23 protein-coding genes are annotated in these 19,607 nt (G+C 38.0%); 6 read left to right on the top strand and 17 right to left on the bottom strand.

The window, feature by feature from the left end:
- Nucleotide 1: 1 nt before the first annotated feature.
- The 3 genes from MHH37_RS08355 to MHH37_RS08345 all read left to right on the top strand — a co-directional run bounded on the left by MHH37_RS08355 (nt 2) and on the right by MHH37_RS08345 (nt 2,859).
- The gene (locus MHH37_RS08355) at nt 2–688 is read left to right on the top strand and encodes an ABC transporter ATP-binding protein (protein WP_008406662.1); all 687 of its coding nucleotides are present in this window, start codon (nt 2–4) and stop codon (nt 686–688) included.
- 114 nt (nt 689–802) lie between these two features.
- Nucleotides 803–1,483 (top strand): response regulator transcription factor, encoded by a 681-nt coding sequence (locus MHH37_RS08350; protein WP_342575853.1) that lies wholly within the window; start codon nt 803–805, stop codon nt 1,481–1,483.
- A complete protein-coding gene (locus MHH37_RS08345) occupies nt 1,480–2,859 on the top strand; it encodes a HAMP domain-containing sensor histidine kinase (RefSeq protein WP_342575851.1) in 1,380 nt (459 codons plus the stop codon). Before MHH37_RS08350 ends, MHH37_RS08345 begins: the two co-directional genes overlap by 4 nt.
- A gap of 214 nt (nt 2,860–3,073) precedes the next feature.
- Here MHH37_RS08345 and MHH37_RS08340 read toward each other — a convergent pair whose 3' ends face one another.
- The 6 genes from MHH37_RS08340 to MHH37_RS08315 form a co-directional block, all read right to left on the bottom strand.
- Nucleotides 3,074–4,069, bottom strand: coding sequence for an NAD(P)/FAD-dependent oxidoreductase (locus tag MHH37_RS08340; RefSeq protein WP_342575849.1), 996 nt, complete (start codon nt 4,067–4,069; stop codon nt 3,074–3,076).
- Nucleotides 4,070–4,325: 256 nt separating this feature from the next.
- Nucleotides 4,326–6,719, bottom strand: a complete 2,394-nt coding sequence (locus MHH37_RS08335) for a heavy metal translocating P-type ATPase (protein WP_342575847.1) — start codon at nt 6,717–6,719, stop codon at nt 4,326–4,328.
- Between the two features lie 92 nt (nt 6,720–6,811).
- Entirely contained in the window at nt 6,812–7,021 is a 210-nt protein-coding gene (copZ, locus tag MHH37_RS08330) for a copper chaperone CopZ (protein ID WP_342575845.1), read from the bottom strand.
- Between the two features lie 13 nt (nt 7,022–7,034).
- Nucleotides 7,035–7,361, bottom strand: a complete 327-nt coding sequence (locus MHH37_RS08325; RefSeq protein ID WP_008406650.1) for a metal-sensitive transcriptional regulator — start codon at nt 7,359–7,361, stop codon at nt 7,035–7,037.
- Between the two features lie 100 nt (nt 7,362–7,461).
- Nucleotides 7,462–8,250: a class I SAM-dependent methyltransferase gene (locus MHH37_RS08320; protein ID WP_342575842.1), complete on the bottom strand. Its 789-nt coding sequence runs from the start codon at nt 8,248–8,250 to the stop codon at nt 7,462–7,464.
- Nucleotides 8,238–8,672: a BrxA/BrxB family bacilliredoxin gene (locus MHH37_RS08315; RefSeq protein ID WP_008406646.1), complete on the bottom strand. Its 435-nt coding sequence runs from the start codon at nt 8,670–8,672 to the stop codon at nt 8,238–8,240. The genes MHH37_RS08320 and MHH37_RS08315 overlap by 13 nt, the downstream gene beginning before the upstream one ends.
- A gap of 326 nt (nt 8,673–8,998) precedes the next feature.
- On the opposite strand from MHH37_RS08315, the gene MHH37_RS08310 reads away from it, so the two are divergent.
- Nucleotides 8,999–9,166 carry an aspartyl-phosphate phosphatase Spo0E family protein gene (locus MHH37_RS08310; RefSeq protein ID WP_014824104.1) on the top strand — a complete coding sequence of 56 codons (168 nt, stop codon included), beginning with the start codon at nt 8,999–9,001 and terminating at the stop codon, nt 9,164–9,166.
- Nucleotides 9,167–9,487: 321 nt separating this feature from the next.
- Nucleotides 9,488–10,255 (top strand): TerC family protein, encoded by a 768-nt coding sequence (locus MHH37_RS08305; RefSeq protein ID WP_014824106.1) that lies wholly within the window; start codon nt 9,488–9,490, stop codon nt 10,253–10,255.
- Nucleotides 10,256–10,586: 331 nt separating this feature from the next.
- On the opposite strand, the gene MHH37_RS08300 is transcribed toward MHH37_RS08305, so the two are convergent.
- On the bottom strand, nt 10,587–10,811 hold the full coding sequence (locus tag MHH37_RS08300; RefSeq protein WP_008406640.1) for a transcriptional regulator: 225 nt from the start codon (nt 10,809–10,811) through the stop codon (nt 10,587–10,589).
- A 240-nt stretch (nt 10,812–11,051) separates the two neighbouring features.
- Here MHH37_RS08300 and MHH37_RS08295 point away from each other — a divergent pair, with 240 nt between their 5' ends.
- Nucleotides 11,052–11,585, top strand: coding sequence for a GNAT family N-acetyltransferase (locus MHH37_RS08295; protein ID WP_014824109.1), 534 nt, complete (start codon nt 11,052–11,054; stop codon nt 11,583–11,585).
- A 354-nt stretch (nt 11,586–11,939) separates the two neighbouring features.
- Here MHH37_RS08295 and MHH37_RS08290 read toward each other — a convergent pair whose 3' ends face one another.
- From MHH37_RS08290 to MHH37_RS08245, 10 genes are all read right to left on the bottom strand, one after another.
- The gene (locus MHH37_RS08290) at nt 11,940–12,263 is read right to left on the bottom strand and encodes a hypothetical protein (protein ID WP_014824110.1); all 324 of its coding nucleotides are present in this window, start codon (nt 12,261–12,263) and stop codon (nt 11,940–11,942) included.
- A gap of 42 nt (nt 12,264–12,305) precedes the next feature.
- Nucleotides 12,306–13,124, bottom strand: coding sequence for a DUF2268 domain-containing putative Zn-dependent protease (locus MHH37_RS08285; protein WP_342575840.1), 819 nt, complete (start codon nt 13,122–13,124; stop codon nt 12,306–12,308).
- Between the two features lie 123 nt (nt 13,125–13,247).
- Complete coding sequence (locus MHH37_RS08280) at nt 13,248–13,427, bottom strand: hypothetical protein (RefSeq protein WP_008406635.1); 180 nt, start codon at nt 13,425–13,427, stop codon at nt 13,248–13,250.
- Nucleotides 13,428–13,613: 186 nt separating this feature from the next.
- Nucleotides 13,614–13,922, bottom strand: a complete 309-nt coding sequence (locus tag MHH37_RS08275) for a monooxygenase (protein ID WP_014824112.1) — start codon at nt 13,920–13,922, stop codon at nt 13,614–13,616.
- A gap of 72 nt (nt 13,923–13,994) precedes the next feature.
- Complete coding sequence (locus MHH37_RS08270; protein ID WP_342575839.1) at nt 13,995–15,935, bottom strand: translation factor GTPase family protein; 1,941 nt, start codon at nt 15,933–15,935, stop codon at nt 13,995–13,997.
- Between the two features lie 46 nt (nt 15,936–15,981).
- Entirely contained in the window at nt 15,982–16,323 is a 342-nt protein-coding gene (locus MHH37_RS08265; protein ID WP_342575838.1) for a hypothetical protein, read from the bottom strand.
- Nucleotides 16,324–16,485: 162 nt separating this feature from the next.
- Nucleotides 16,486–16,707, bottom strand: a complete 222-nt coding sequence (locus MHH37_RS08260) for a hypothetical protein (protein ID WP_008406630.1) — start codon at nt 16,705–16,707, stop codon at nt 16,486–16,488.
- 193 nt (nt 16,708–16,900) lie between these two features.
- Nucleotides 16,901–17,806 carry a cation diffusion facilitator family transporter gene (locus MHH37_RS08255; protein ID WP_008406628.1) on the bottom strand — a complete coding sequence of 302 codons (906 nt, stop codon included), beginning with the start codon at nt 17,804–17,806 and terminating at the stop codon, nt 16,901–16,903.
- 177 nt (nt 17,807–17,983) lie between these two features.
- Nucleotides 17,984–18,718 (bottom strand): metallophosphoesterase family protein, encoded by a 735-nt coding sequence (locus tag MHH37_RS08250; RefSeq protein ID WP_342575834.1) that lies wholly within the window; start codon nt 18,716–18,718, stop codon nt 17,984–17,986.
- A 36-nt stretch (nt 18,719–18,754) separates the two neighbouring features.
- Nucleotides 18,755–19,291 carry a histidine phosphatase family protein gene (locus tag MHH37_RS08245; RefSeq protein ID WP_342575832.1) on the bottom strand — a complete coding sequence of 179 codons (537 nt, stop codon included), beginning with the start codon at nt 19,289–19,291 and terminating at the stop codon, nt 18,755–18,757.
- Nucleotides 19,292–19,607 lie beyond the last annotated feature (316 nt).

Here is a 19,607-nt window from a genome sequence, read left to right as displayed (position 1 = left end):
TATGACAATATTCACACTAGAAGATGTTAGGAAAACATTTGTTACTGGTGAAGTAGAGGAAGAAATACTAAAAGGAATCAACCTTACGCTTAAAGAGGGAGAGGTAACAGCATTAGTAGGTGCATCAGGTTCTGGTAAAAGTACGCTCCTTACTATAGCTGCAGGATTACAACCTGTATCTGATGGGCAAGTTATATTCGATGGAAATAATATGACTGCCATGAGTTCTGAACAGGTTCGAAAAATTCGGGCTAGCAAATTTGGCTTTGTCTTTCAATTTGCTCATCTTGTTCCTTTTCTCACAGTTGAAGAGCAGTTAATGTTAATGCTGGATGTTTCTGAATCAAACTTAAGCAAACAGGAAAAACATGCAGAAGTTAATAACATTCTACAACTAGTTGAAATGAATCATAGGAAGCATGCTTACCCCTCTTCCTTATCGGGGGGAGAAAAACAACGGATCGCCATTGCCCGAGCAATCATCCATAAACCGAAAGTTCTCTTTGCAGATGAACCAACTGCCAGTCTTGATTCAAGGAAGTCCAGAGATGTTATGCTGTTAATTCAAGATTTAACTAAAACGTTGAATATCGCTACATTAATGGTTACCCATGATGAGGAATTGCTTTTATATGTAGACCATGTGATTAAAATGAGTGATGGAATGGTTTTGCAAAGTGAAAAGTAGATTCTAATAGATGAATTATGTGAAAGAACATAAATGAACAGCCTGGACGTGTATGGCTGTTCATTTGTTAGTTCATTAAATAGACGAAATTTCTATAAAACAGGAGAAAATAGAATGACAACAATTTTAATTGTAGATGACGATATCAATATATTACAGCTTGTAAACATCCACTTGTCCGAAGCAGGTTTCAAAGTTTTCCAAGCAAAAGACGGGACTGAAGCATTAGGGATTCTTAATCGAGAAGTATGTGATTTAGCAGTAGTGGATGTAATGATGCCTTTTATGGATGGTTATGCCCTAACAAGGGTGATTCGAAAAAAATACGATATTCCCGTTATCCTTTTAACTGCCAAAAATCAAATTGAAGATAAAGAAATAGGATATAAATCTGGTACGGATGATTATCTAGTCAAGCCGTTTGAACCAAAAGAATTAAATTTTAGAATTGAAGCCTTACTGCGTCGATACGATAAGCAATACGATGAATCGATTATTAGATTAGGAAGTACAACTATTAATAAAAAAAGCTATGAGGTTCAGATTGGTGACCGGACGATTCTCTTACCCTTAAAGGAATTCGAACTCCTGTATTTCCTTGCTTTAAATCCTATGCAAGTATTTTCTCGTGATCACCTAATCGAACATATATGGGGTGTCGATTACGAAGGAGATGAACGGACAGTAGATGTTCATGTAAAACGATTAAGAGAACGTTTTTCTAAATTGACAGATGATTTTCATATTAAGACAGTGCGTGGGGTTGGCTATTCATTGGAGGCAATCAGAAGATGAGATCTCTTTATGTGAAGTTTGTTGTGTTCACGATTGGAATTATGATTTTTAGTGGAATATTAGCTTTTTTAATCTCGAATATGTATTATCAGCAAAAATTAAAACCATTTAATGACCAGAAAAACACAACAATTGCATTAAACATTGCTGAATTTACCGGGAACCAACCTGATTTAGATCTAAAAGATTATTTTGAAAACATTTCGTCAATTGGTTATCAAATTTTCCTCGTTGACAATTCCGGTAATGAATTTTATTTTGGTGCACCCTTTAGGGAAAAGACATTGTCTCATTCCACCAGAGAACAAGTAATAAACGGTGATATTTTTCATGGTATTCTAAATTTCCCACAGGAGACATTTGTTACAGGATTTTTTGCAAACGAATTGAAAAATACGATTGGTGTTCCATTGACACATAACGGGGAAAAGTATGCGCTTTTCATTAGACCGGATATTAAGCTACTGTTTAACGAAATGCATATTTTATTCGGATGGCTGCTGGCTTTGGCGATTATGCTGAGTATCATAATGGTCATTTTTATAACTAAATATTTAGTTCATCCAATCTCAAAACTTACATCTGCAACAAAATCACTCTCAAACGGAAATTACAATGTCGATCTTGATACTACCCGTCATGATGAATTAGGTGAACTTTCACTTAGTTTTTTACGGATGGCCAGTAAACTGGAGCAGATGGATGAAATGAGGAAAGAGTTTATTTCGAATATCTCTCATGATATCCAGTCACCTTTATCTAATATAAAAGGATATGCAAACCTTTTGAAAAGCGAATCCATGAGTCCGGAAGATAAAAGCAATTATATTTCGATCATCAACGGAGAGATTAAAAGACTGTCTACATTAACAAGACAGCTATTACTTCTTGCTTCGTTAGACCGAGATGAGGATATTATGAAAAGAAAGTCAGTTAATATCGGAAAACAAATTAAGGAACTTATACGGAGCAATCAGTGGCAAATTGGAGAAAAAGGTATTACGCTCGGATTCACATTACCGGATGTAGAAATTACTGGGGATCCGTCCTTACTTAATGCGGTCTGGGACAATCTGTTAACAAATGCCATCAAATATAATAAACCGAATGGCATTATTGAAATATCCATTAAAGAACAAGGAAAATCGGTGTTGGTATTCTTTGAAGATTCTGGTATAGGTTTGAATGATAAAGAGAAAGAAAGAATTTTTGACCGCTTTTATCGAGTAGATACTGCACGGTCGCGTTCAGTTGATGGAACAGGACTGGGACTTTCAATAGTTGCCGCTATCGTTACATTACATGGTGGAATCATTCATGTGAATAGTATTGAAAACCAAGGAACGAGCTTTGTCGTAGAATTGCCTGTCAGGTAGTAACAGGAAAAATAGATTGCATCAGACAACTACAATTGCCAATTGGTATATAAAAATCGGCTGGCTTGAGCACGGTGAAATACCACTTTCAAACCAACCGATTACCTGGTTAATCAAAACTCAATATTAAAGGGTTCACTATCAATTCATATGCGAATTTGATAGTAAACCCGCTTCCCTGTTATACATTCCAATCATACCGGATAAACGAATATTATTTATTGAAAAGGTCGGTGCTGTGCGGTACATGCTTTTTTGCTGACGGATCAATAAACAACCGAGCCGCACTAATGGCAACCGGCGCTTCACCGAAACCAGTTGCAATCAACTTCACTTTTCCATCGTAAGTTGATACATCACCAACAGCATAGATTCCCTCGATATTTGTTTCCATTTTAGAGTTTACAATAATGGAATTTTTCTCGATTTCTAATCCCCACTCCTTGATTGGACCTAATGACGATTTAAATCCATAGTTCACAATTATGTCATCAACCTCAAGTGTTTCTTTATCCCCATCTGCATTCCGGATGATAATTTGTTTAATGCCGTTTTCATCGCCAAACAACTCATCCGGCATATAAGGTGTTTTGATCGCCACACTTGATTTGAACAGATTTTCAACACTGTACTCATGTGCTCGGAATTGATCTCGTCTATGGACAATTGTAACTTTGTCAGCAATAGGTTCAAGCATAAGCGACCAGTCAATAGCTGAGTCTCCTCCGCCGAAAATAACTACATTCTTTCCCTTAAAATCATTTATATCGCTGATGAAATAATGAAGATTTTTGCCCTCAAAGTATTCTGCTCCTTCAACTTCCAACTGTCTTGGCTGGAATGCGCCAAGACCTGCTGTAATAATGATTGTTTTTGAATAATGGATTTCTTCGTTTGTTGTCAGCTTAAATGTTCCGTCATCCAACTTTTTAATCGTTTCGACACTTTGACCAGTTACTACTGTTTGGTCAAACGCTGACATTTGTTCTTTCAGATTATTGACAAGTTCCTGCGCCCGCACCTTCGGAAATCCTGCGATATCATAAATATATTTATCAGGATAAAGAGCAGCAAGCTGCCCACCTAATTGTGGAAGACTTTCAATCAGTTTAACTTCAAGCTGGCGCATGCCGCCGTAGAATGCCGTAAACATCCCCGCAGGACCTCCACCGATAATCGTGACATCATATACCTTTGAATCTTCCTTCATATTGATGGCTCCTATCATTATTGGTTTATTTCTAATAAAGATGGATTGATTAAAGTCTATTATTTTCAATTCCATTTTACACTTCGATTGTAAGTTTCCACTATAATTATTTTCAAAACCTATACTCTGTATCTATGTTGGTATATTCTTATTAAATTTAAACTTCAAAATGGATCGTCATTCCCTCAATCATCCTGTAAATCTTCTTAGTCCTTTTATGAATGAATAGCCTTCTTTATTCAGGAAGTCGGTATTTTTACAATTTTACACGCTGCAGTCTCAATGCATTCAACACAACCGAAACGGAACTGAATGCCATTGCTGCGCCTGCTACCCAAGGTGCGAGGAAACCGAGTGCAGCGATCGGAATACCGATGACATTGTAGGCAAACGCCCAAAACAGGTTTTGTTTAATATTCGTCATCGTTTTACGGCTCATTAAAATCGCATCGGCAATACTGTTCAAATCTCCGCGAATCAATGTAATATCAGCTGCCTCCATCGCAACATCCGTTCCTGTGCCGATTGCCATCCCAATATCAGCTACCGCAAGGGCCGGTGCGTCATTGATCCCGTCACCAACCATCGCAACATTTCGTCCCTGTTGCTTCAAGTTTTCAATTTGCTGTGCCTTTTGTTCCGGCAGCACTTCAGCAATGACTTCATCAATACCCACTTCTGCTGCAATCGCTTTTGCAGTTCGTTCATTATCACCTGTAAGCATAATCACTTTCAGACCAAGTGAATGCAGACGTCTTACCGCTTCAGCAGATGTTTCTTTTACCGTATCTGCAACGGCAATAATTGCAGCGAATTGGTTGTTAATTGCTACTAGCATCGCCGTTTTCCCTTGCTGTTCCAATGAAATCAATTGCTGTTCGATCGGTTCTTCAATACTAATTTGTCGATCCCGCATCAGTTTTCTCGTACCTACTGCTACTTCTACATTATCCACTTGTGCTTCAATACCAAGCCCTGGTAGTGCCTGGAAGCTTGAAACAGCCGATAGCTTAATCCCGCGCTCTAATACACCTTCAACAATTGCTTCTGCCAATGGATGCTCAGACTGTTTTTCTGCAGAAGCAACAATGCGCAGGACATTATTTTCTTCTAAATCACTGAACAGTACAACATCTGTCAAAACCGGTTTCCCGTTTGTAACCGTTCCTGTTTTATCGACAACGACAGTATCTACAAAACCAGTCTGTTCAAGGTGTTCCCCGCCTTTAAATAAAATGCCAAACTGTGCCGCACGTCCTGAACCCGCCATAATTGACGTTGGTGTCGCCAAGCCAAGCGCACATGGGCATGCGATGACAAGTACCGCAATTGTCGCCTCAAATGCCTGAATGAATTCTCCTCCGATCAGCCACCACAAAATGAACGTTACAACGGCAATTCCTACTACTATCGGTACAAATATATTGGAAATCTTATCGGCAAGACGCTGAATCGGTGCTTTTGAACCTTGTGCCGACTCGACGATTTTAATGATTTGCGACAATGCTGTTTCACTGCCAACCTTTAATGCCTTCATTTCCAGTGCACCATTTTTATTCAGTGTTGCACCATAAACGAAATCGCCTATATTTTTTTCTACCGGCAGACTTTCGCCTGTCAGCATCGATTCATCCACCGCAGAAGTTCCGGAAACGACTTCCCCATCGACTGGAATCTTTTCACCCGGCTTGACGCGGACAATATCATTGATGCGCACTTCTTCAAGCGGTACCGCCTGTTCAACGCCATCACGGATCACAAGCGCTGATTTCGCCTGCATGCCCATCAATTGTTTGATCGCCTGCGAAGACTTGCCTTTTGCACGTGCTTCAAACAGTTTCCCTAATAAAATCAGCGTAATCAGCACCGCGCTCGTTTCAAAATACAAGTGTGGCATATGACCGCTCGGATGTGCGAGCATTTGATAAATACTGTAAAAATAGGCCGCACTCGTTCCCATCACAACGAGCACATCCATGTTTGCCGCACCGCTGCGTAATGATTTGTATGCACCTACGTAAAACTGCCACCCAATAATAAATTGAACGGGTGTTGCTAATGCGAGCTGTACCCAAGGATTCATGAGTATATCAGGCACGTATAAAAAACTCGTAAACGAAAAATGTGCAACCATCGTCCATAACAAAGGCAATGATAAAATGGCTGCCGCGGTAAATTTAATTGTTTGCCGTTGGATCGCCTTTTCCCGATGGTCAACCGGATTGCCCTTAACGACTGGCTGTGCACCATAACCGATCTTTTCAATCCGCGCAATAATATCGGACATCGATACTTGAGAAGGATTAAATTCTATCGTCGCTTTTTCCAATGCCAAGTTCACATTTGCCGAAGCAATCCCGTCCATTTTCCCGAGCACCTTTTCGATTCTTGCCGAACACGCCGCACACGTCATTCCATCGATTGTAAAGTCGACTTTCTCTTTTACGACATCATAACCGAGCGCTTGGATCTTTTGCTCAATATCCTGTGCTTTGATGACCGTTTCATCATACTGAATAGCTGCTTTTTCAACCGCTAGATTGACATTCGCCGATTCGACCCCTTCCATCTTGTTCAGGCCATTTTCAATTCTTGCCGAACATGCCGCACACGTCATACCTGTTACTTGCAATGTCAGTTCTTTTGTCATGTTCTCACCTCATTATACCTCAAGGGGGTATGAAATTTTGTAAAAAGAGAGGTCCTCTAAATTAGAGAACCTAAATCATTTGTAAACCTCAATCATTCAACAACGTCGTAACCTTGTTCATCAATTGTTTCTTTGATCTGCTCAACAGTAACGGCATCTTCGTTATACGCAACCGATACTTTTTTCTCAGCAAGATCCACTTTTACTTCCTGTACACCAGCTAATGCGCCAATACTAGTTTCTACAGATTTCACACAATGACCGCAAGACATACCATCCACATTTAACGTTACATTTACCATACTCGAACACTCCTTATTTTTTCATCATTTTTTGAATAGTTACGACAAGCTCGTCCAATACTTCAGTATCGCCTTCATTTAGACGATCCACGACACAGCCTTTTAAATGACCTTCCAGCAATATCTTCGCGACACTATTTAATGCCGATTGCGTTGCGGACAATTGTGTAATGACATCATCGCAATACACATCTTTATCAATCATGCCTTTGATTCCGCGAATTTGCCCTTCGATTCGATTTAATCTTGTCGTTAAATCTTTTTTTATCGGTTCAGGATGATGACTTTTACGACAGCTCACTTCATGAGTTTCCAATAATCCATCATTTTCATGAATCATTCAATCAATCCCCCTTACTTAATTTTACATTACCATACCTATAAGGGGTATGTAAAGCGTTAAGAAAAACGCTGAAGTCCTTGTAAAAAGAACTTCAACGCTATTTTATTTCGTACACACCATAATGAAACTTGGCTGTTAACCGCACATCCCGCTGGAACTGGTACTTTTCAAACCAGTCTGATTTATAATGAGCTTTTAACACAACCCGGCTTTTCGCAACACGTTTTGCTTCAGCCACCCATTCATCAGTTAATGTTAAGTGTTTTCCGGCATAACGCAACGTTTCAAAATTTGTCGATTCTTCAATGATTTCCTCGAACATCGGGTCCATGTAGACAACATCAAAGCTATCATCTTCTTGCTTCTTTAAATAGTCTAGAGCAGTAGTATGAACAACTTCGATATTTCGCATGCATGCAGTTAACGGAAGTTCTGTCGTGTCATAATTTTGCATCCCTGTTTTCACAATAAATGCGACATTTTGATCAGCTTCCACACCGATTACTTTCCCTTTCTCGCCAACTGCAAAGGCTGCCAATAAACTATCGGCCCCGATGCCAAGAGTACAATCCAAAAACGTATCCCCTTTTTGAAGTGCACAAGCAGTAAGCATTGGGTCATCTTCACCGCGAGCCACACGCTTCAAACGAAAAGCGGCAGAGTTTGGATGAAAAAAGAAAGGCGCCTCAGCACCTTTCGCATAGTATTCGAAACGGTTTTTTCCCGCAACAATGACATTGGCATCGTACACTTCGGAAAGCTTACGAACAGAACGTTTTTGGCGCGGAATGATTTTTGCCTGCAGCACCTGACTTGCGAATACAGCTAACTGAAGTGATTGCTCGTCCGGTCTACCTGCAGTAGTGACAATTGTTACTCGGCACATACTTGTTTTAACACATCTGATAAATGATCACGAATTTGTTCCATTGGATGACCTTCGATTTGATCCCGTGGAATGAAATAAGCTAATTGACCATCTTTTAAAACTGCCATTGATGGTGAGCTTGGCGGCACTTCATCAAAGTATCCGCGCATCGCTGCAGTCGCTTCAGGATCTTGACCGGCAAATACGGTTACTAGCTGGTCTGGTTTCACATCTGCAACAGCTTCACGGGCAGCCGGACGTGCCAAACCTGCAGCGCAACCGCAAACAGAATTGATTACAACTAAAGCTGTCCCTTTTGTTTCAGCCATAAATTCGTGGACGCTATCTGCCGTTGTTAATTGTGTAAAGCCTGCGCTTTCAAGTTCCGTACGCATTGGCTGTGTTACCTGACGCATGTATTCATCGTAAGCATTTGTCATTTTTCATAACCTCTTTCTGTTTATATGTATTCACAACGCTCATTATATCAAGGTTGTTACCAGTTGTACAAAAATTGGATTTCTGGGATTCGCGAATTTTACCCTTCCCGATGCCCCTCCTTAAATTTCATACATTTTAAGTTTAGTCAAATATAAAGCTTTCTATTTTTACATAAATTTTTTCGTTTTTTACAAATTATTGAATTTTCCATTTTTAGCATGTTTCGACATTTATCTTGTTTAAAATAAGATAGGATTAAACAGTTGTCATTTTATTTTAACAAAAGTTTATAACCTACCAACTATTATTGAAAGGAAATTTATCGATGAAATTTTTACTATTAAAAAAGCTACTAAAATTAAGAATTGAGACAAAAAGAAAAATAATGTACAAAAAAGCAAGGGATTTAGGTTTCACCCACCCGGAAGTCGTCAATTGCAGTCAGGAATTGGATGAATTGCTTAATAAATATTCGGATATTGCCGCCTTATAAAAGAAGGATTACATAATGCTTCACTTCGAATTATTAACTGGACATAGCTCATTGACTGCCAATGGGCTATGTGCCTGTATGTATTATATGATCTACGTTTTTATTCATAATCACCCTTTTTATTCCCCTTTAAATTTAAAAAATATGAAAATTCCTTTCCCTAAAACTCCTTATAGTGAACTAACATATTTACAGCATTCATAAAATGGACATTTAATCAGCTTTGATTGAGGCTTATTTAATTTTAAAGAGGTTATACTCTACATAAATGGGAATATAATTTTTGTTAGCATTAATTTAGTGAAGTTAGGGGGAATGTTATTGGATATCTCTTTATTACTAGAGTATGGTTGGGTATTATTATTGTTAATTGGCTTAGAAGGTTTGCTTGCAGCAGACAATGCCCTCGTTTTGGCAATTATGGTTAAACATTTACCTGAAAAAGAAAGACGAAAGGCACTATTTTATGGTCTTGCAGGTGCTTTCATTTTCCGGTTCGCTTCTTTATTTATTATAACGTTTCTTGTAGATGTATGGCAGGTTCAGGCTATTGGTGCCCTATATTTATTATTTATAGCAATTAATCACATTGTCAGGAAACTCTACTTTAAAAATAAAGGACCAAAAAATGAAAAAGAACAGAAAAAATCTGGATTTTGGGGTACGGTTATAAAAGTCGAGTTGGCGGATATTGCATTTGCGGTTGATTCGATATTAGCAGCAGTAGCTCTTGCAATGACACTACCTAATACGAATTTACCACAGATTGGTGGCATGGATGGCGGAAAGTTCCTCGTAATATTTGCAGGCGGATTAATCGGATTAATCATCATGAGGTTTGCTGCAAACTTTTTCGTGAAACTTCTTGAATCCAAACCAGGACTAGAAATTGCAGCATTTGTAATAGTGGGATGGGTTGGTGTCAAGCTTGCAGTATTAACTTTAAGTCATCCTGATGTTGGTGTCATTTCTTATGAGTTTGCCCACTCCCTCGAGTGGAAACTGATATTTTATGGAGTGTTAATCGCTATTGCACTAGCTGGATGGTTTTTATCCAATCGCAAAACAACAAAAACCTCAATAGAATAATTTTAACTGAAAATAAGTGGTCCCATTGCTTAAGCCGATCACTAATAAAAAATAACCCTCCACCAATTCAGTGGAGGGTTTTATTCATTTTGACTTTTCATTATTTAAGGTTTCCTTTCTGATAAGGTACATGCTCTTTAATTTGCCCAAACGTGGTCTATTTTTCACATTGGTGTCAAAGATTTTTTCTGCCTCCATTCTATTAGAAACTTTCTGCATCAATTTTAACCACCTCCCTATCTTTATTCTACCATAAATAGTCAGAATATTACACACAATCATCACTTAAAAGATAAGATTTTCCCTTTTTCGATAGAATACCTCCTAGATATTAAGCCTCTAACCCTCGTATTTTTTTATTTACCGGATGTACTGCTAAAATATTATCTATAATAAAATTTCGTTTTGCATGTCGTGTAAAACAATAGGCTTGCGCATAGTCACCAGAAATTTTTATTAATTTAATTCGCCGTTTCGTTATTTTCCGGTCTTTGGCCATGTACATAATATCCAAAATCTGATGTTGCCGCATTGCTTTTGTTAATTGATCTTTCATTAATCACACCTCACTCATAACCACATTATAGAACAAACGTTCCCTTTTAACAATTATTAAAATTTCCCATTTAAAGTGTGAACTCGATGCCACTAACAAAATAAATAAAAACAGCTTACTTTAAGTGATTTTTTTTGCTCCCAATTAATCAAGCATATCGAAACATTGATTGTTATAACAAAGCGCTCTCCATTATGTTAAAATAGTAAAATTCGAACATGAGAAAGCAGAGGTCCACCGATGAATATTTACCCCTATGAAAAGAAATACGCTGTGCAAATTGCTGCACTGCTCAATAATTTTTTACCATTTGAACCGGAAACGGCCAAAACCGTCGATCAGGCTGGCGGCATTCGTTATGTATCCATTAATGAGCATGATGAAGTTGTCGGATATATTGCGGGTTATGAAATACAGGATTTCAACAAGGAATTCCCTTATTTCCATGAAGAGCTGCAATCGTTAAAGGAACTGGTAACAACAGGCATCAGTTATTATACAAGTCATTTTGTCGTCCATCCGAACGAACGGAAAAAAGGGATTGGAACTAATCTTGTGCGTGCTTATCTTGAAGCAGCACAGCCGATTGCAAAAACAATCGTGACGGTTGGCTGGGTACAATCTGATACAAACCGCTGGGCAGCTGAGCGACAGTTTGCGACACAGGGATTCGAACCATTCGTTTATATGCCGCGCTATTTCGAGCCATATAACGTCGATTGCCCAAGCTGCAAAGGACTTTGTTATTGCGATGCACATATTTTTGTGAAATAAAGGCTGACTTCAGTAGGTAATAGTCCATGTTCCATAAAAAAGAACACAAAATGGATTATCAACGATCAGTTTATGCACATGATTTCATGCAAAAAAATCCATGACACAGCGTCTCAATGTACGTTCAAACCGTTGTCAGTATTGACTTACAATGTTCCCTATATTAAAAGCAGAAACGTTGATTTAACAAAGTTCCTGCTTTTTTTGTGTATTCAAACATTTTTGAATGTGATTTTGTACACTGTATAAATTCTTTTAGACTAAAGTACCTGGTTGTTGAAAAACACGTCGTTTAAACTAATTCCTGCTTCAATATAACTTCTTACTAATTTCCAATCACCTTGGTTATATTTTTTAAACGTTTGAGAATAAATTAGCTGTTTTTAAACTCTCTCCTTGAATAACCATAGTAGCGGATAAAATAGCCATCGTTTCATCTTTTCTTAAAGGAAGAATTGAAACTACTTTTATATTCCATTGAGCATTATTCTCTTTAGCGAAATTAAAACCCTGTTCCCATCCATTTAAGGATTCTTCATAACCAAAGTCAACTATATTTCCGCCTGTTATTTCTCTAGCTTCATAAGATTGTGAAATTAAATCTTTCATGTCCACTAAAGATGAATTTCTCCAAGCATCTAAATAAGTGTCCAAAAATATAGAAAATGAATTGTCCATAAAAGTCTCCTAAAAATTTATTTATAATTATGCTCTAACATATTATCTAGTGATATGTAGGTTATAAGTTAAAATAAGTGCTTCCGAATCGATTTCAAACAGTTGCTCTAATTGGTCAATAGGATAACGTTTTGCATAATCTTTTACGGCATTGTAGGCAAAAGCATAGCCAGCCATGTAAGGGATTTGTTGTTTCACGCTACCGAAGCATAGAGGTCCTTTCACAGCATCATCATTTGTATTTAAAAATCTTTTTGCTTCAGCAATATAGCGTTCCTCAATGTCCAGTGAAAAGCTTTCTTTCCACCAACGTTTATCTTCGAAAAATTGTAAGCTGAAATATTCAGCTATCCCTTCCATTTTATACCATTCTTTTAATGGGAAATTGTCGATTGTTAAGTCATAAATTGGATTTTTGGGTGCTGAATGATGCAGTTCGTGTGCAAGTAAATAGCATAAAAACGATCTGTCTGGATTGGGCGGAATAGCCATCCATATACTTTGACTACTATTTGTAAATCCATTTGTCCAAAAAGATCGTTCTAAATTCGAAAACCAAGGAAAAGGAAGGGCAGGCACAATTGTAATTTGTAAATCCTTATCTAATTCAATATGTTTTTCTACAATCATTAGGGTTTCATTTATAACTTGTGCAATTATTTTTTCATTCCAACTATACGAAAGCATCTCTTCAGCTGACAGGTCTAAGAATTTAAAAAGTTGAAAACGTGATGCAACATCTCGCCAATTGTTCATCCAGCTATTTGACGTAAGGTTTGGGTGAATTATATTATTTAAATACATATCAGCATGGTGCTGATTTTCCAATAACAATTGAGGTGTTAATTGTACGATTTTCATATATGCTGCTCCTTTTTCTGTAATCTTCTTTATTTCTATAACAATTTAATTTTCCCTTTTTAATAATTTGGATTACATTAAGAACGCTTCCTACCCCTCGTTTAGGAACTATCTTATATAAAGTTAAGTATTTTTAGATGCATCTATTCGGCTAGAACCGAAAACTGCGCAAGAAAAAATAAAAATGCCTGTACACACCCACATCGTGATTCCATTCCATTCACCATTTAACAAAGTTATATTTGTTAATATACAAAATTGCATTAAACAAATTGAAATAAATAAAATTGTAGTATGTTTCATAGAGATGCCTCCCCATTAGTTATGCAAAAATTCCTAACCTCGTTTTTTAAATTTATTATTTCATGTTGATATATCAAAAAAAGAGAGACACAATTCATTTACGAAATGCGTCTCTTACTGCACTGTTATTTACTGTTTTCTCCACAATATCAAACCCGTTATCTGTCGGTAATTTAGATCACCTAATTATGCATTTACCGGACCCTTGTTAATCTTAGTTAACGACTCGTTCACCGAGAAAATTTTACTGTTGATCGCTGTAATGCCAAAGCCATTTAGCCGTTTTGAATGCATTTCCAAATAAGCAGCAGCTGTTTCTTTTGTTTCAAATAAATAAATACCACCAGCTTCACCTGCTTCCGCATCCTCTGTCCAAATTTTCCAAAGCATGCCTTTTTCCTCATTTATGCTTTCCGCTAATTCTTTAAAACCAACTGCCATTTCATCACCGAAAGGGCCATCCATTTTGAAATCTACTTGTAAAATATATGCCATTATAAGTGCCTCCTTTTTAAGTTCCTTACTGCTTACTTCTTTTATTGTTCTGCAAAGTCCTTCTTTCATGCGTCAATCAATTTCGTGCACTTCACAATGCATCGCTGCTTTTGCCTTATTCCATGGCACACTGTAACCCTTACCCTTTGCACAAAAAATACTGGACGATGTATATTCAGGGTCAGCGTTTTTATTGTAGCCAATTTGTTCAATAATCTCATCACTGTTATGGCATACATCATAGCCTTCAAATTGCAGCGTTAACGCACCTTTTCCATTTGTATAGGCTGCAAATTGAGTGGAATAATCCATAAAAGTTGCTACAGGTGCCCGTCCGTAAAGTGTAACAGTGTCTTCTGTTAAATTCGGCGCTTCGAACGACCCGCTTGCCTGCTGGATATCCGACATCATCCGGCCAATATGATCACTTGACGCTTTCATTTTAAAACGGTAATACGGCTCCAATAGTACATTTTCTACTTGTTCCAGCCCTTGTCGCAATGCTCTAAACGAAGCTTCCCGGAAGTCGCCGCCATCTGTATGCTTATTGTGTGCACGCCCTGTCAGCAGCGTCAAATGAATATCGGTTACCGGAAATCCTGTTAGTAACCCATGATGATCGCGTTCAAATAGATGCTTTTCTATTAACCGCTGATGCCCGACAGATAAGTCGTCGGCATGACAACGGTTCGAGAATGTGATGCCGGCACCACGATTGTTCAGTTCCATTTTCAGATGCACTTCCGCATAATGCTTTAACGGTTCAAAATGGCCATATCCGATAGCAGGTGCTGCAATTGTTTCTTTATAAAGAATTTGCGGTTTGCCAAATTGGACCTCGATTCCAAAGCGCTCTTTTACCAATTCCGTTAATACCTCAAGCTGGATTGTTCCCATGACATGAACGGAGATTTCCTGGAATTTCTCGTTCCACACGACACGTAAGCTCGGTTCCTCTGCTTCGATTTCACGGAAAACACGGTGAAGTTCTTTAATATGTAACGCACCTTCATATATCACTTTCGCCTGCAATGTCGGAATCATATCAAATTGTGCAGGATTAGTTTCCGTTGCCCCAATCACATCACCGATAAGCGGCATTGCCAGTCCCTTCACCGCAAAAATATCGCCCGCTTGCACTTGTGGAACCGTCGTAAAACTGTTGCCATTGTATAAACGAATTTCCGTAACTTTTTCAGTTGTTTCACCAAAAGTAAATTCATCACGTACCTTGAGAACACCCGATAAAGCTTTCATAAATGTCAGACGCTGCTGATGATCATGGCGAATTTTATATACCTTTCCTTCAAATGGACCATTCACGTCAAACTTTGTTTCCATCAGTTGTGCAATCGTTTCAAAAAAGGCCAGTACCCCTTCATCTTTTAAAGCTGAGCCTGACATACAAACAAATGCTTGTTCATGGTTGATTGCATGTTTCAGGCTCTCTAAACAGTCATTCTCCGCTATATTATCGGCAAAATATTTTTCCATCAGCTGTTCGTCACGTTCCGCAAGCCACTCTTTTACGGTTGTGTCGAACCCATCATTGAACAATAATGCATTTGGGGATAAGTCTTTTTTTATCGCAGACATGACCGCTGCAACATCTGCTCCTTCACGGTCTACTTTATTAATGAAAATAAAAGTCGGAACATGATGCTCCCGCAGCAAATGCCAAACCGTTTCTGTATGTCCCTCGATTCCGTCGACCGCACTGATAATGACAATGGCCGCATCCATTACATGGATCGCACGTTCCATCTCCGGTGCGAAATCGATATGCCCTGGTGTATCGATCAGCGTATACGCTTGACCATTATAGTCAATACGCCCCTGCTCTGCAAAAATCGTAATCCCGCGCTGCCGTTCAATGGCATGGTTATCTAAAAAAGCATCTTGGTGATCCACCCGCCCGCGCTTCTTGATCGAATTTGTATGATATAGTAATTGTTCGCAAAATGTCGTTTTACCAGAATCGACATGAGCGACAACTCCGATTGTAGTATGCAATAGTATTCCTCTTTCTTTTCCCTTGGATTTATGAACCTATGTACGGTTATTTCTGTGAAAGAAAATATTCTTTAATTTCCTTTGGCAGTTCTTCAATATTAATAATTTCCCATTTTGTCGTACCGGGAGTAGACTGAATTAAAAAACTCTTCTCATCAAACTCCAGTATTGTAAACTGCTTCACCATATTTGGGCTAAATTCTTCTTGTATGTACTCAACACTATCGGCATCGAAATTATTTTCATCCATAAAAAGCGATTCCGGATTTTCTGCATTTCTTAATGTTTGCATGAGCTCCAATGAATTGGAGGGATTAGTCAGCAGCCACTCGATCATCGAAATTGAGACAATGAATACTACTGCAATGATTGCAAATACTTTTTTCATATAATAACCTCCAATAAATTGCTGCCAGTAAGTACTTACATTTTAACAGAAGATGGAGTATTTTGATTCATTCACAGATAAAAGCCATTCTCATTTTCCGTTACATTAAGTGAGGTGCATCTATTCACCGTTAATGAGGGTATAATAAAAAGCCACTTGAAATTAAGTGACTTCATCCATTACAAAAGCATACACTTCGATGTTTTTATCAGCCTCTATCGTAATTCCGAATACAGTAATAGCACCATCACTTACCTCAACGTCCATAAGTTTGTTCGTCATTTTTTCGAAGATATTTGGATTCATTTTAATTTTATTTACCTTCTTACCTTGTATAGTCAGATAATCCAGACCTTCACGAATTTGACCTAATAAAACGTCCAACTATTTTCCTCCTAGTAGATAATATTTGTTCTTCATATCATGCCTCAACTAACGAAAAATATTGCATAAGAAAAAGCCACAACTCGTAATGAGTGTGACTAAATTGAAACGTAATTGCAAATTGAGTTCAGCTCTATAACTACCTGTCAATTTCCTGAAGTATACTGAGTAAAGCTTTTATAGGACTTATCCATTAGAAATGGAAATCATCTTCACAAATAATCAGCTCTTTCGGGTCGTACGGTTCGATATGGACAAGTGTTGTTGCATAAGGGTTCAACTGCTTCACTTCATTTTCAATCTGCTCCGTAATGGCATGTGAATCACGTACATTTAGATTAGGATTAACACTTACCGTAATATCGACAAGAATTAAGCTTCCGTGCTGTCTGCCGCGCACATCGGTAACGTCACGGACACGCGGAATTTTCGAAACGCGCTCTTCAATCGAACTGATTAATTCCGTATCAAAACCGTCTGTTAACGAGAACACCGCTTCTTTAAAAATTTCAATCGCTGTTTTAATAATAATTAAACCGATGATAAAGGCGGTTATCGTATCGACAATTGGAAAGCCTAGAAGCGCAGCACTAATCCCGATAGCTGTTCCGATACTAACAAAGGCATCAGAGCGATTGTCATAAGCTGCTGCTTTAACTGCAGAACTGTTAATTCTTTTAGATAGGTTTAAATTATATTTATATACCGCAAACATGACGGCCGCACTAAATACGGCAACAATAATTGTTAAATAGGAAGGATTCTGATCGATCGGATTGGCAATTTTTTCACCTGCTGATATAAGGACTTCGATCCCGACATAAATCATAATAAATGATGCGACAAGTGATGCGATCGTTTCTGCACGAAAATGTCCGTATCGATGGTCATCATCCGGCGGGCGCTGGGAAATTCGCAGCCCGATTAAAACGGCTACCGAAGCAATAATATCCGTTGTATTGTTTAATCCATCTGCCTTTAATGCTTCTGAATCCCCTAAATAGCCTGCTGCTAACTTAAGCGCACTTAAAAATATGTAGGCAATAATTGATAAATAGGCACCTTTTTCGCCCGCTCGTAAATTTGTATATTGCTCCAAAATGTTTCCTCCCTGAAAAACTTCTTTAAACACGAAAGAGGCTACCCCGCACAAAATCGAACGGGATAACCTCTTTTATATTGTTAATAATAGTATACCAAAAAATCAGGGGAAAACATACATCCAAGAAATAATATTATTTAAATATAACTTTTCACCCAATCATAACGACACTTGTCAATCATTGAAGTTTTCGGCTTTTTCAGAAGTAACGGTATATATGTGAACAATTTGCCCAACTTCCGACAGAACGATGCCATTCAATTGTCCTGTAAAATAACACCCTCCGTCTATTCCAATATATTTTTGGTCTTCACTAATCCAAACATCATTAGAATCATGAATATGTTGTACTGGCGTATGTCCAAAAACATTGATAAATGGCGTTTTATTCTCATTTTTATAATGCTGGCGAATCCACAGGAAATTTTCTTCCGGCGTTTCATCAACTGCCGCACAACTCGAATCAAATCCTGCATGCGTCAACAAAAGGTTCCCTGCAATTTCATATAATTTGCCGCAATTTAGAAAATCCAATTCCTCCGCAAACTTCTCTTTCACAATCTGTACTTGGTCAATCGGGTCGAGTTCGCTTACTTCAACCGGTAAGTACCTTAAAAATGAAGCCATTGTTTCCCGACCGCCGTATTTGTAATAAAAGGCGTGTTTTTGCCCGGGGTTTTCGATAAAATCCAAAAGCATTGCTTCATGATTCCCTTTACAGAAAACAACCTGTTCCCCGTATTGCCGCTTCAGATCCATTACCTTTTGTACAACCTCATAAGACTGAGGACCCCGGTCGATCAAATCCCCAAGCAGAACAAGGACATCCTTTTGATCCCAAAACGTTAATAATTGTTCAAATGCTTTATACTGACCATGGATATCACTAATAATAAAATAATTTTTCATCTTGCACCTGCTTTTCTACAACCTATTTTACACAACTTACCGCCATATACGATTTCCAACTGGATGTTCTTTGCTAAAATCCATTTCAAAGACATCCGGATTCGACAGTTGCTTCCATTCCTCGAATCCAAAATGCGGTTGATAATAATTGAGTAGTAATGACATGATATTGCCATGTGTAACGATTGCCACTGACTTGTAATTTCTTTGTTTTAATTCTTGCACCAATTCATTAATACGTTTTGTCGCTTCATTACTTGATTCCCCGCCAGTAAAATTTAACTCCTTATCAATATAGGTTTGCTGTAACTTTTCATACCAGTCGGGAAGATCTTCACTGCTTAAAACCCTTTCCTTTAGATGGTCATCTAATTTAAATGGAATGTTGTTTTGTAGAATGAAAGGTTGTATTGTATGAACTGCCCTCGTAAATGGACTTGAAATGACTAGCTCTATATTTAAGCCAGATAAAAACTTTGCTAAACGCCCGCTTGTTTCACTCCCAGCCAACGTTAAGCATGCATTTGGTGCTTGCCCATTGGCTTCACAATGGCGAATTATATATAATTTCACAACTTAAATCTCCTTACGCTATAATTTATAGCGAGGTGATGCCTCGAATTGAATCGACTCTTTTTTAAAACATGTTTCCAGATTATTTATTCATTCAACATTACTTTTAGTCATTCCCCATGACAATTTAGTCAATTTCTAACACGAAAGCTTCGCTATTAGTAAGCCAGTTGCCAAAATCCAAAACAATATTTTATAAAATATCAGATAATTATTAAGCTTAAGTATATAAGTTTCTTCTTAACCACTACTCTATCTATAGCCTCTGACTCTTTTACAGTATAAACTAGTATGTAAAATATTAGAAGAATGGAGG

The sequence above is a fragment of the Solibacillus sp. FSL K6-1781 genome, from assembly GCF_038630735.1.
Taxonomy (GTDB): domain Bacteria; phylum Bacillota; class Bacilli; order Bacillales_A; family Planococcaceae; genus Solibacillus; species Solibacillus silvestris.
Note: the sequence above shows the minus strand (reverse complement) of the source record. Positions and strands in the feature narration are given on the sequence as shown.